A 12,994-nucleotide genomic window follows, 5' to 3' on the forward strand; every position below is an offset into this window, starting at 1 on the left:
CAATGTCCCACAACTGCCGCTTCTGCTCGACCCCGCTTAAGACCGTCGTCGCCGATCTGGGATCGACCCCCTGGTCCAACTCCTTCCTGGAGCCGACCGAGGAAGCGATCGCGCGTGAACGCGCCTTCCCGCTAAAGGCAATGGTCTGTTCCGAGTGCCTGCTCGTTCAGACGACGGAAACCGTGCCGGCCGATGAAATCTTCACCGATGGCTATGCCTATCTCTCCTCCTTTTCGAGCAGCTGGCTCGATCACGCCCGTCGCTACGCCGATGCCATGACCGAGCGCTTCCAGCTCGATGGAGCCTCGCAGGTGGTGGAGATCGCGTCCAATGACGGCTACCTGCTGCAATATTTCGTCGCCAAGGATATTCCGGTTCTGGGCATCGAGCCCGCAGCCAACGCGGCCAAGATCGCCGAGACCCGCAACGTTCCGACCGAGGTCGCCTTTTTCGGCCGGAAGACGGCAACGGACCTGGTTGCCCGCGGCATCCGTGCGGACCTGACTGCCGCCAACAATGTGCTGGCGCACGTGCCCGACATCGCCGATTTCGTCGCCGGCTTTGCAATTCTGCTGAAGCCGGATGGCGTCGCAACATTCGAGTTTCCGCATCTGCTGCGCCTGATGGAAGGCGTCCAGTTCGACACGATCTATCACGAACACTATTCCTATCTCTCACTGGCGGCGGTTGAACGCATTTTTGCAGCATCCGGCCTGAAGGTCTTCGATGTGGAAGAGTTGCCGACCCACGGCGGCTCGCTACGGGTTTTCGCCCAGACCGAAACCGGCACGCGCCCGGCGACGGAGCGCCTGGCATCGATACGTGCGAGCGAAGAGGCCGCTGGCCTCACGCAGATGGAGACCTACGCGAAATTCGATACGCGCATCGCCGCTGTCTGCCAGGGATTCCGTGACTTCCTCGCTCTCGCCAAATCCGAGGGCAAGACGGTCGCTGCCTATGGTGCAGCCGCGAAGGGCAATACCTTCCTCAATGTCTGCGGCGTGAAGCCCGGCGAGATCGCCTTTGCGGTCGATCGCAACGACCTCAAGCAGGGCAAGCTTTTGCCCGGCACCCACATCCCGGTGCATGCGCCGAGCCACCTGGAGGTGGCCAAGCCGGACTATCTCGTTATCCTTCCCTGGAACCTGACCGACGAGATCGTCGCTGACAATGCCACCATCCGCGCCTGGGGCGGTCGTTTCGTCGTCGCCATACCATTCGTCCGCTTGATTTAGGCCAACTCTTCATCAAAATCCGCGATAACGGCGAAGGAAACGGCATCGGGCAGGAGCACAATGTCCAGGATCGATCTTTGCATTGTCGCAACCAGGCGACCGGAGTTGCTTTCAGCAACGCTGAACAGCTTCCGTGAAAAGGTCCTATGCCGTTTTGATGTGGGGATCGCCCATCTCAATCTCGATCCCGTCTTCGGCTCGCCGGAGGATCATGCCGCCTGCGTCGACATCGTTCGCGGCCATTTCCCCGACGCGACGATCTCCGAACCGCAGCATCCGGGTTTTTGCGCCGCAGTCGCAAGAGTATGGGCCGCGACCACGTCGGACTATGTCTTCCATCTGGAAGACGACTGGGTCGCGCTGCGCGACGTGGGCGAGGATCTGCTGGCCCCCTTTGCCGATCCGTCGATCATGCAGGTGTCGTTTCACACCGCCGATCAGAACTGGGATATCCGCCGAAAAGGGCACTTCCATCAGCGAAACGAGTATGGCCGCCTGCTTGGGATCAAGATCCCGCTCTTCCGCACCTTCCCGAAATTCACGACCTCCCCATCTATCCTGCGCGGGACGTTCGCGCGCCGCTGCGCCGAGATGATGGACTTGTCGCGCGACCCGGAGAAGCAGTTCTATTCCGGCGTCAACCCGGCATTGGAAGGCTACGTCGCAGGCTACCGCAACTACATCTTCTCGCCGGAAAGAAAGCCGGTCATTCGCGACATGGGACGCGAGTGGCGCGAGCAGCGCAACATCCGCAAGGTCATTGCCAACGCCACATCGATCTGGGAGAAGGCAAGCTAACGCCTTATTTTTCTTCCAAAATCGGAATCGGTTGCGGGAGAAATCAATGCCACGTGCTTAAAGGCGCCATGGCGTCCATATGTGACGCGCGCTCCTCGTCGCGCGCTGCGCGCCTCAACGAGAGGCCCAACTATTCCAGGGTCCTTGGACCACAGTCGGGCCCTGTCAGGCCCAACTGTGCAACCCTTGAAGTCAGGCAGCGGCACCCTTGCGCTGGAAGCCCTTGCTCGCAACCATCAGGTTGCGCGTGTACTCTTCGCCGATCCGCCCGGCGACAAGATCCGCCGAGGACAGGCGTTCGACCACCCGTCCGTTCTGCATCACCGCCAGGCGGTCGCACATGTGCGTGACGACGCCGAGGTCGTGGCTGACCATGATGAAGGTGAGCTTTCGGTCGCGTCGAACCTGTTCGAGCAGGTTCAGGACCTCGGCCTGCACGGAGGCGTCGAGCGCCGAAGTCGGCTCATCGAGAAGCAGGATCGAGGGCTCGAGGATCAGCGCCCGGGCAATGGCAATGCGCTGGCGCTGGCCGCCGGACAGCTGATGCGGGTAGCGGAAGCGGAAGCCCGAGCCGAGGCCGACTTCATCGAGCGCCTTCAGAATGCGGCGTTCGCCATCGGCAACGCCGTGAATGGCGAGAGGTTCGAGCAATTGGCGGTCGATCGTCTGGCGCGGATGCAGCGAACCATAGGGGTCCTGGAACACCATCTGCACGTCGCGATAAAACGCCTTGTCCCGGCGGTTGCCGATCAGAACCCGGTCATGCACGCGGACCTTGCCTGACGTCACCGGCGCAAGGCCGGCGACCGCGCGAAGCAAGGTCGACTTGCCCGAACCGGATTCACCGACGAGCCCGAAGGATTCACCGGGCGCGACGTCGATGCTGACGTCGTCCAGCGCCTTGAACTCGTCATAGGTGACGACAAGATTTTCGACGGATACGGTGGCGGTCGTCATAGGGCCCACTCCGGTTTGCGATCAAGAACCGGCAGGGGATGGCGATCGGAACCGATGGCCGGCATGCAGTTCAACAGGCCCTGGGTATAGGGATGTTTGGCGTTTGCGAGGTCGGAAGCGGCCAGTTCCTCGACGATCTTTCCGGCATACATGACGATGACGCGGTCGCAGAACGACGACACCAGCCGCAGGTCGTGCGAAACAAAGATCAGGCCCATGCCGCGATCGGCGACCAGCTTGTCGAGGATCGACAACACTTCGAGCTGGACCGTCACGTCGAGCGCCGAAGTCGGTTCGTCGGCGATCAGAAGTTCCGGGCCAGCCACCAGCATCATCGCGATCATCGCGCGCTGCCCCATGCCACCCGAGACTTCGTGCGGGTAGAGATCATAGACGCGCCCGGGATCACGGATCTGCACGGCCTCCAGCATGTCAAGCGCCCGCTCACGCGCTTCCGCGCGGCTGACGCTCTCATGGCGTTTGAGGGTCTCGACAATCTGCCGGCCGATGCTCATCACCGGGTTCAGCGAGTATTTCGGGTCCTGCAGGATCATGGCGATGCGCTTGCCGCGCAAATCCCGACGCACCTTCGGCGCGGCCGAAAGCAGGTCGATGCCTTCGAAGGAAAGCGTCTTGGCCGTGACCCGCGCATGCGCCGGCGTCAGACCCATGATCGCCCGCCCCGTCTGCGACTTGCCGGAGCCGCTCTCGCCGACAATGCCGAGGCGCTCGCGGCCGAGCGTGAACGAGACCCCGCGCACGGCCTCAACCACCCCTGTGCGGGTTGGAAACGAGACCTTCAGGTCGTCAACGGTCAGAAGCGGGTTCATTGTCCGCTCTCCCGCGGGTCGAGCGCGTCGCGCAGGCCGTCGCCAAGCAAGTTGAAGCCGAGGCTGACGATCAGGATCGCGACGCCGGGCATGGTGGCAACCCACCACTGGTCGAGGATGAAGCGGCGACCGGATGCGATCATCGCGCCCCATTCCGGCAGCGGCGGCTGTGCGCCGAGGCCGAGGAAGCCGAGGCCCGCGGCCGTCAGGATGATGCCGGCCATGTCGAGTGTGACGCGCACGATCAGCGACGACATGCACATCGGCATCACATGCCGGAAGACGATGCGGGTCGGCGACGCGCCCATCAGTTGCACCGCGGCGATGTAGTCGGAATTGCGCACCGTCAGCGTCTCGGCGCGCGCAATGCGGGCATAGGGTGGCCAGGAGGTAATGGCGATGGCGATGACGGCATTCTCGATGCCCGGGCCAAGCGCTGCCACGAAAGCGAGAGCCAGAACCAGCTTCGGAAAGGCGAGGAAGATATCGGTGATGCGCATCAGCACCGCATCGACCCATCCGCCGGCATAGCCAGCGACCGCGCCGACGATGAGGCCGACGGGTGCGGCGATGATCGCGACCAAAAGCACGACGGCAAGCGTCAGCCGCGAGCCGTGGATGAGCCGAGAGAGAATGTCTCTTCCGAGATCATCGGTGCCGAGCAGATAACCCTGGGTGCCGGGCGGCAGCAAGCGGGCATTGGCGAGGTCGCCGATATAGGGCGAATGCGGTGCCAGCACGTTGGCGAAAGCGGCGACGAACACCAATGCCAGCAGGATCAACAGGCCGAGAACGGCCAGCTTGTTGGCGGAAAAGCGCTGCCAGGTCATGTAGGCGCGGCCGAGGCGCGCCTGGGTGCGCGATTGCGGCCGGTCGGACAACAGCCATTCGCGGCGTGTCATCGGGCGTGTTTCAGTGACGGTGCTCATCGCTGGCGCGTCCTTGGGTCAAGCGTCCGATAGAGAAGATCGGACAGCAGATTGATGCCGATGAAGACCGAACCGATGACGATGGTGCCACCGAGAACGGCATTCATGTCGGCATTCTGCAGCGAATTGGTGATGTAGAGGCCAAGGCCCGGCCAGGCGAAGACGGTTTCGGTCAAGACCGAACCTTCGAGCAGCCCGGCATAGGAAAGCGCAATCACGGTCACGAGCGGCACGGCGGCATTTCGCAGCGCATGGCCCCAGATGATGCGGGATTCCGAGAGCCCCTTGGCGCGGGCGGCAACGATGTATTCCTGCTGCAACTCATTGAGCATGAAGCTGCGCGTCATGCGGCTGATATAGGCCAGCGAGAAATAACCGAGCAGCGATGCCGGCAGGATGATGTGGCGGAAGACGTCCCACAGCACATCCCACTGACGTTGCCAGAGCGCGTCGAACAGGTAGAAGCCGGTGATCGGCGTGAAGGTGTATTCGAAAACGATATCGATACGGCCGGGATAGGCGACCCACTTCAGCCGGGCGTAGAACACGAGGAGCGACAGCAGCGCCAGCCAGAAGATCGGCACGGAATAGCCGACAAGGCCGATAATGCGCACGATCTGGTCGGCGATGCTGCCGCGCTTGACGGCAGCGAGAACACCGAGCGGCACGCCGAAGATGGCGCCGAGCAGGGTGCCGAGCGTCGCAAGCTCCATGGTCGCCGGGAACACGCGGCGGATATCGGTCATCACAGGGTTGGTCGTCAGCACTGAAATACCGAAGTCGCCGGTCAGCGCCTGGCGCACATAGATCAAGAATTGTTGGTACAGGGGCAGGTTCAGCCCCATCGCCTCGCGCGTCCTTTCGACGACATGCGTCGGCGCCCGGTCGCCGAGGACGGCGAGCACCGGGTCGATCGGGATCACCCGGCCGATGAAGAAGGTCACGGCCAGAAGGCCGAGATAGGTGGTGACGACGATCACGAGGAAGCGCAACACGGCGCCCATGATCTTCGCCGGACGGGCGCGTCGGCGCCCGCCCATCCGTTCTGTTCCGCTCATGCTCAAGGGAACTATCCTTTCGGGTTATTCCTTCGAGATGCCAGCAACGAAGTTGGTGTCGAAGCTCGGGCCGAGCTTCAGGCCCTTGACGTTGCCGCGGTAGCCGGCAACTTCGGTCTGCTGGAAGATGATCACGAACGGGCTTTCGCCGAGAACGGTCTTCTGCAGTTCCTTGTAGGTTTCCGCACGCTTGGCGCTGTCACGCTCGAGCAGGGCATCCTTGGTCTTCTTCGTCAGTTCCGGAACGTCCCAGGCATTGCGCCAGGCAAGCGTCTTGTTCTTGCCTTCGTCGGAGTTGTCCGGGTTGCTGGTGAAGGTTTCGGCATTCGAGTTCGGGTCGAAATAGTCCATGCCCCACTGACCGATATACATGTCGTGGTTGCGGGCACGGTACTTCGTCAGCGTCTGCTTGCCGTCGCCGGGGATGATCTCCAGCTTCACGCCGGCCTGGCCGAGTGTCTGCTGGAAGGATTCGGCAATGCCGGTGACCGGCTGGCCGTTGCGCACGTCCATGGTGACGGTGAAGCCGTCAGCGAGACCGGCCTTGGCCAAGAGTTCCTTCGCCTTGGCGACGTCGAACTTGTAGGGGTTCTCGTCGAGGGCACCCAGCACGCCCTTCGGCAGGAAGCTCTGGTGGATCTCGCCGATGCCCTTGATGATCGTCGAGCCGATCGCATCGTAATCGACCAGATACTTGAAGGCCTCGCGCACCTCGGGCTTGGCAAGGTTGGCATTCTTCTGGTTGAGGCTGATGTAATAGACCGTGCCCTTCGGCGCATTGGTCGTGCCGAGGTCGGCATTCTTCGCAACGGCGTCGAAATCGCCCGGCTCCAGGTTGCGCGCGATGTCGATGTCGCCGGCTTCCAGCGCCAGGCGCTGGCCCGAGCTTTCCTTCATGTGACGATAGATGACGCGGGCGAGCTTGGCCTGTTCGCCATAGTAGTTGTCGTTGCGCTCGAGAACGATGACTTCGTTGGCGCGCCATTCGCGCAGCTTGAACGGACCCGAACCGGCATAGCCGGTCTTCAGCCATTCGTTGCCGAAGTCGTTGTCGTACTTGTAGTCATCCGTTGGCGTGACCGGCTTGACGTTTTCGAGCACCAGCTTCTTGTCGAGCACGGCACCAACGGTCGCCGTCAGGCAGTTCAAGACAAAGCTCGGCGCATAGGGTTGGTCGACGGTGAAGACGAAGGTCGTATCGTCTACGGCCTTGGCCTTTTCCGTCACGTTGTCGCCGGTAAGGCCGAACTGGGTGAGGATGAAGGCGGGGCTCTTGTCGAGCTTGACAGCGCGCTCGAACGACCAGGCGACATCAGCAGCGGTTACCGGGTTGCCGGAGGCGAACTTCAGGCCGGACTTCAGCTTGAACGTATAGGTCAGACCATCATCGGAAACCGTCCAGCTGTCGGCGAGATCGCCGACAATCTTGGTGGTGTCGTTGATGTCGAGGCGCACCAGCATGCTGTAGGTGTTGCCGGTGATTTCGGCCGCGGTCAGCTCGAAGGCTTCGCCCGGATCCATGGAAATAACGTCGTCGATCGCAAAGGCTTCGACCAGCGTGTCCTTCGGCGTTTCGGCAAAGGCCGGTGCGGTCGCGGCCATCACCATGGCCAGCGCTGCCGAAGCGGTCAGAAGACGAAGACGTCCATTGAGCTTGTGCATCATTTTTTTGCAGTTCCCTCGTTTGTGCCCTTTGGGGGCTCTTCTTCATGGATCAGGCGGCCTCGTGCCAAGCCTGCCCCAGAACTCTCAGCCAGTTCTCCCGGCATATCTTTGCCAGTTCGGCGTCACCATATCCGGCGCCACTAAGCGCGGCAACGAGCTTCTGGCTGCCCGCAGCGTCGGCGATGTCTTCCGGTATCGTCGCGCCGTCGAAGTCCGAACCGAGCCCGACGCAGTCGATGCCCATGCGCTCGACCATGTAGTCGATGTGGCGGACCATATCGGAAAGCGGTGTCGCCGCATTTTCCTGCGCGTCGGCGCGCAGCATCGTGGTTGCGTAGTTGAGGCCGACGAGCCCCTTGCTCTCGCTGACGGCATCCAGCTGCTTGTCTGTGAGATTACGCGCAACCGCCGTCAGTGCATGGGCGTTCGAATGGCTGACAACCAGCGGCTGGTCGCTCGTCTTGGCGACATCCCAGAAGCCCTTCTCGGTGATGTGGGCGAGATCGATCAGGATGCCCAAGCGGTTGCACGCCTTCACCAGTTCGAAGCCGGCCTCGGTCAGGCCAGGCGCCGTATCGGGCGACATCGGGAAGGCAAAGGGCACGCCGTGGGCAAAGACGTTGTGGCGGCTCCACACCGGTCCAAGCGAACGCAGGCCAGCGGCGTAGAAGGTTTCGAGTGCGGACAGATCGGCACCAATGGCTTCGCAGCCTTCCATGTGCAGAACGGATGCAAAAGTGCCCTGCCCGGCTGCATCGCGGATCTCCGCCGTCGACCGGCAAAGCTTCCAGGCACCGGCGCGGTCGAGACGAACCGCAATATCGGCCATCTCGACGGCAACGCCGAGCGACGGCAAATGCTCGAGCGGTGCCGAGAGCGGCGTGACATAGTGGCCGTTCTCGTCCGGCCCCGCCAGCACCAGATCGCCGGAGGGCACGTAGATGGCGCAGAGACCGCCAATGAGACCGCCGGCTTTCGAACGTGGCGCATCGATATGCCCCTTATCGGTACCCTCGACGAACTCGGCAACGGGGTCGCTTCCCTTGCGTGCGTTCTGCCACAGCCGCAGAAGCACGTCATTATGGCCATCGAAAACCGCCTGCATTCCGGATTTCCTTATGTTTTCAGGGAGATCAGATGAGGCATGCGATGCCGCACCGAAAGAAGGAAGATCGGATGCTATTGAAAGGTCAAACCCTTTTCAATGAATATCGAGGGGTTTTACCCAGGGCCGCCTGTCGCGAAATGTTGCATGTTTGCCGCACGTGCGACGCCAGAAAGGTCCCGAACAGGCCGAAAAGCTATTCCGAGGGCAGAAATCCTGCCATTTCTCAGGCAAGAGAATTGCCTGGTCCCGATGACGGATCGGCACGCCGCATGATGCGGCATTGGGGGTTTTGTTGCTGCGTTTGTTCTCTCTGGCTGGCCGACCGGGCCAAATCAGCCGCGTCGCCAGCATATTGTTCCTGGCATCCTTTCTCGCAGCCTGCGCCAGCCGGCCCGTCGGCGTGCTCGTTCCCTCGGGAACGGCCGGCGGCGCTTCGGAGGTCGACCTGCTGGTCGCCACCACCCGCGCGCCCTCTACTGAGCCGGGCGTGCTTTTCAGCGGTGAGCGCTCGGACGAACTCTCATTGACGGAAATCGTCGTCTCGATCCCGCCGGGCAAGAACCGCGAGGTCGGTCAGGTTCAATGGCCGAAGAAACTGCCGGCCAATCCCGAACGCGAGTTTTCAACGGTCAGCGTAACGCCGCTCAAGGGCAAGGATGATGCGCAGTCCTGGCTGAAGGGCAACCTGCCGAAAAGCCGGCGCGTGCTGATCTTCGTTCACGGTTTCAACAACCGTTATGAGGATGCGGTCTATCGTTATGCCCAGATCGTCCACGATTCAGGAACGGACGTCGCGCCGGTGATCTTCACCTGGCCGTCGCGCGCCAGCGTCTTCGACTACAATTACGACAAGGAAAGCACCAACTATTCCCGCGATGCGCTGGAAGATTTGCTGCGCCGCGCTTCCCGCGACCCGAAGGTCGGCGAAATCACCGTCATGGCCCACTCGATGGGATCCTGGGTCACGGTCGAGGCGCTCAGACAGATGGCAATCCGCGACGGCCGCATTGCACCGAAGATTACCGACGTCATTCTCGCCTCGCCGGATCTCGACGTCGACGTGTTCGGCAAGCAGATCCAGGCGATGGGCAAGGCACGGCCGAAATTCACGCTGTTCGTGTCACGCGACGACCGCGCGCTCAACCTCTCGCGCCGGATCTCCGGCAATATCGATCGGCTCGGGCAGATCGACCCGACGGTCGAGCCTTATCGCACCCAGCTGGAACAGGCCGGTATCACCGTTCTCGACCTGACGGCACTCAAGGGCGGCGACAAGCTGAATCATGGAAAATTCGCCGAAAGCCCTGAGGTTGTGCAACTGCTCGGCAACCGGCTGATCGCCGGGCAGACGGTGACCGATTCCGATGTCGGCCTCGGCGAACGCGTCGGCGCGGTGGCGCTGGGCACCGCCCAGACCGTCGGCAGTGCTGCCAGCATCGCGGTGTCCACGCCGATCATGATCTTCGACCCGCGTACCCGCGCCAACTACGGCAATCAGGTCCGTCGTCTTGGCCAATCAGTGGAAAATACCGTCGGCTCGACTGTTGCCCCCTGACGCCATGCCTTGTTGCACGGGCAAAGCCCGGTAGGCTATGATCTCCACGGCAACGGGAAAATGAAATGAATCTCAAGGAGTTCGCAGGCCGGCTGGGGCTATCTCAAACGACGGTCAGCCGCGCGCTCAGCGGCTATCCGGAAGTCAAGAAGGCGACGCGCGAACGGGTGCTGAAGGCGGCGGCCGAACTTGGTTACCGACCGAACACCAGCGCGCTTGGGCTTGCGACCGGACGCGTCGGCACCATCGGCATCGTCTTTCGCGGCGGCGGCGATTTCGGCCCGCACACCAGCGAGTTCATGGGTGGGCTCGGTAGCCGGCTGCAACAGGCCGACGTCGATATCCTGCTTTCAACCGTCGACAGTCGGGAAGCGGAGCTTGCGACCTATCGCCGGCTTGCAGCCAGCAAGCGCGTCGATGCGGTGATCCTGCATTCGCCCGCGGTCGACGATCCCCGCATCGCTCTGCTGACAGACCTGCGGCTGCCCTTCGTCCTGCACGGACGAACCGAGACGGCAGGCAATTTCGCCTTTCTCGACATCGACAATTACGGCGCGATCCGCCAGGCAACCGACCTACTGACCGCGCTCGGTCATCGCCGCATCGCGCTCGTCAACGGCCATCGCGGCTATACCTTTACCGAACACCGCCAGGATGGCTATGCGGCGGCGCTTGGCGCTCGCGGCATCGGCATCGATCCCAACCTGCTCGGCAACGGCGATTTCACCGACGAGATGGGCTTTCGCCTGATGCAGGGGTTTCTGGCTCAGGAGAACCGGCCGACGGCGGTGCTGGCCGGCTCGATGATGTCGGCACTCGGCGCCATGCGGGCAATCCGCAGCGCCGGAATGACGGTCGGCGAACATATCTCGCTGATCGCCCACGACGACGTCTTTCCGTATCTCAGCCCCGAGAACCTGATCCCAACGCTCACCACCACACGCTCGTCAATCCGCGCTGCGGGAACGCGGATCGCCGAAATGGTTCTGGATCTGCTTCAGGGCACGCCGGCCGCCGACCTCAACGAGGTCTGGCCGGTGGAGCTGGTCATGCGCAACTCCACCGCCCCGCCGGCCGGCTGAGGCGTTTATCAGACCGAGAGTTCGCGCCTTTCCGCCTCGGTCTCCATCGCCAGATCRAGCACCTTCTGCAGGTTYGCCGCATGGCGGAAGCCGGGCTCGACCGTCTTGGCATCCCGAACCGCGGCGACGAAGCGCTGGTAGTTGGTCGGCACCGTGCCGGCATCGACATCTCGAGCCGCATGGCGGAAGCCGGGCTCGACCGTCTTGGCATCCCGAACCGCGGCGACGAAGCGCTGGTAGTTGGTCGGCACCGTGCCGGCATCGACATCACGCCAGGTTGCCGTTTCAACATCCGTGCCGAGGCAGGCGCGAAGCGTCGAGCCATCGGGCGTATGAACCACTTCGAGCGCCCCCTTGTCGCCATGCAGCCGCAGCCGCARCTCGTTGAGATGGCCGGTSGCCCAGCGGCTGGCATGGATCACGCCCATGGCGCCGTTGCYGAACTCGGCCGTCATGACGAAGCTGTCRTTGGCGTCGAGRTCATATTCGCCGATSCGGTTTCCCGGCGCCTTGTCGAAGGTCTTCAGCCGCGCGAAGATCCGCTCGGCCTCGGTGCCGGCGCCATAACCGGCAAAATCGAGGATATGGATGCCGACATCGCCCAGCACRCCGTTCGAGCCGTGTTTGGTCGACAGCCGCCAGAGCCATTGCGATTCCGTCGCCCAGTCGCCCCACGCCTTGGAGACGAGCCAGCTCTGCAGATAGGACGCCTCCAGATGACGCAGTTTGCCGACGTCGCCGGCCAGCACCATCGCCCGCGCCTTCTGCAGCGGCGCGACATTGCGATAGGTCAGGTTGACCATGGTCACCAGCCCCGATCGCTCGGCGGCATCGGCCATTTCCGCCGCCTTGGCGTAGTTTTCCGCCAGCGGCTTTTCGCACAGCACGTGCTTGCCGGCGGCAAGCAATGCCAGTGTCGTCGGGTGATGCGCCTTATCGGGCGTCACATTCGTCGCCGCATCGAACTTGCCCCAGGCAATGGCGTCGTCGAGCGAGGTGAACGTATTGGCTATGCCGTGTTTCTCGGCAAAGCCTTTGGCGCGCTTGGGGTCGACATCGACCGCTCCCACCATTTCCACGCCTTCGATCTGAGCGAAGGCTTGGGCATGGCTGTTGGCCATGCCGCCGGTTCCAACAACGAGAAGACGCATGATGCTCACCTGTAACCCGCTTCGCCGGCCTGATGTAGCCTGGGCCCACGCTCGACGATCGGCTCCAGCGCCTTTTCGACCGGCACGTTCGGCGCGTCATGGATCGCCGTGTAGCGATTGTCGACGTTGTAGGCCCACTTGACCGAATTGCGCAGCACCTTCTGCACGTTGGCGTCGTGATAGGTCGGATAGGTCTCGTGACCCGGGCGGAAATAGAAGATGTTGCCGGCGCCCCGACGCCAGGTCAGACCCGAACGGAACACCTCGCCGCCGGCAAACCAGGAGATGAACACGGTTTCGAGCGGTTCCGGCACGGAGAACTGCTCGCCGTACATCTCCTCGTTCTCGAGCACGAAGTTCTCGCCGATGCCCTCGGCGATCGGATGACGCGGGTTGATCGCCCAGAGCCGTTCACGCTCGCCGGCCTCGCGCCACTTCAATGCGCAGGGCGTGCCCATCAGCCGCTTGAAGATCTTGGAGAAATGGCCGGAATGCAGGACGATCAGGCCCATGCCTTCCCAGACGCGCTTGGCAACGCGCTCGACGACCTCGTCGCTGACGGCGCCGTGGTCCTTGTGCCCCCACCACAGAAGCACATCGGTTTTCGCCAGTCGCTCCTCGCTCAG

The 12,994-nt window shown here is 62.6% G+C and carries 12 protein-coding genes; 4 read left to right on the plus strand and 8 right to left on the minus strand.

Annotation, left to right across the window (positions count from 1 at the left end; genetic code table 11):
- The first annotated feature begins 2 nt into the window (after positions 1-2).
- Together ASD03_RS07660 and ASD03_RS07665 are read left to right on the plus strand one after the other, a co-directional pair.
- A complete protein-coding gene (locus tag ASD03_RS07660) occupies positions 3-1,235 on the plus strand; it encodes a class I SAM-dependent methyltransferase (RefSeq protein WP_025428068.1) in 1,233 nt (410 codons plus the stop codon).
- 60 nt (positions 1,236-1,295) lie between these two features.
- Positions 1,296-2,033 (plus strand): hypothetical protein, encoded by a 738-nt coding sequence (locus tag ASD03_RS07665; protein WP_038576354.1) that lies wholly within the window; start codon positions 1,296-1,298, stop codon positions 2,031-2,033.
- Between the two features lie 192 nt (positions 2,034-2,225).
- Here the strand turns inward: ASD03_RS07665 and ASD03_RS07670 are convergent, their stop codons facing one another.
- Genes ASD03_RS07670 through ASD03_RS07695 form a run of 6 tightly spaced genes read right to left on the minus strand, consistent with a single transcriptional unit; the run spans position 2,226 to position 8,577 of the window.
- The gene (locus ASD03_RS07670; RefSeq protein WP_025428070.1) at positions 2,226-2,990 is read right to left on the minus strand and encodes an ABC transporter ATP-binding protein; all 765 of its coding nucleotides are present in this window, start codon (positions 2,988-2,990) and stop codon (positions 2,226-2,228) included.
- Entirely contained in the window at positions 2,987-3,820 is an 834-nt protein-coding gene (locus ASD03_RS07675; RefSeq protein ID WP_025428071.1) for an ABC transporter ATP-binding protein, read from the minus strand. Before ASD03_RS07675 ends, ASD03_RS07670 begins: the two co-directional genes overlap by 4 nt.
- Entirely contained in the window at positions 3,817-4,749 is a 933-nt protein-coding gene (nikC, locus tag ASD03_RS07680; RefSeq protein ID WP_025428072.1) for a nickel transporter permease, read from the minus strand. The genes ASD03_RS07675 and nikC overlap by 4 nt, the downstream gene beginning before the upstream one ends.
- Positions 4,746-5,789, minus strand: coding sequence for an ABC transporter permease (locus ASD03_RS07685; RefSeq protein WP_025428073.1), 1,044 nt, complete (start codon positions 5,787-5,789; stop codon positions 4,746-4,748). Before ASD03_RS07685 ends, nikC begins: the two co-directional genes overlap by 4 nt.
- Before the next feature lie 42 nt (positions 5,790-5,831).
- The gene (locus tag ASD03_RS07690; protein WP_025428074.1) at positions 5,832-7,472 is read right to left on the minus strand and encodes an ABC transporter substrate-binding protein; all 1,641 of its coding nucleotides are present in this window, start codon (positions 7,470-7,472) and stop codon (positions 5,832-5,834) included.
- Positions 7,473-7,521: 49 nt separating this feature from the next.
- Positions 7,522-8,577 carry a dipeptidase gene (locus ASD03_RS07695; protein ID WP_057205801.1) on the minus strand — a complete coding sequence of 352 codons (1,056 nt, stop codon included), beginning with the start codon at positions 8,575-8,577 and terminating at the stop codon, positions 7,522-7,524.
- 334 nt (positions 8,578-8,911) lie between these two features.
- Between ASD03_RS07695 and ASD03_RS07700 the strand changes: the two genes are divergently transcribed.
- Complete coding sequence (locus ASD03_RS07700) at positions 8,912-10,135, plus strand: alpha/beta hydrolase (RefSeq protein ID WP_239637579.1); 1,224 nt, start codon at positions 8,912-8,914, stop codon at positions 10,133-10,135.
- 65 nt (positions 10,136-10,200) lie between these two features.
- Positions 10,201-11,217, plus strand: a complete 1,017-nt coding sequence (locus ASD03_RS07705) for a substrate-binding domain-containing protein (RefSeq protein ID WP_025428077.1) — start codon at positions 10,201-10,203, stop codon at positions 11,215-11,217.
- An 8-nt stretch (positions 11,218-11,225) separates the two neighbouring features.
- On the opposite strand, the gene ASD03_RS07710 is transcribed toward ASD03_RS07705, so the two are convergent.
- Positions 11,226-12,368 carry a Gfo/Idh/MocA family oxidoreductase gene (locus ASD03_RS07710; RefSeq protein ID WP_057212618.1) on the minus strand — a complete coding sequence of 381 codons (1,143 nt, stop codon included), beginning with the start codon at positions 12,366-12,368 and terminating at the stop codon, positions 11,226-11,228.
- Between the two features lie 5 nt (positions 12,369-12,373).
- Positions 12,374-12,994, minus strand: a 621-nt coding sequence (locus tag ASD03_RS07715; RefSeq protein ID WP_057212600.1) for a ThuA domain-containing protein, incomplete at its 5' end; no start/stop codon positions are given.

Origin of the sequence: Ensifer sp. Root127 (assembly GCF_001425225.1) — a bacterium.
Lineage (GTDB): Bacteria > Pseudomonadota > Alphaproteobacteria > Rhizobiales > Rhizobiaceae > Ensifer > Ensifer canadensis.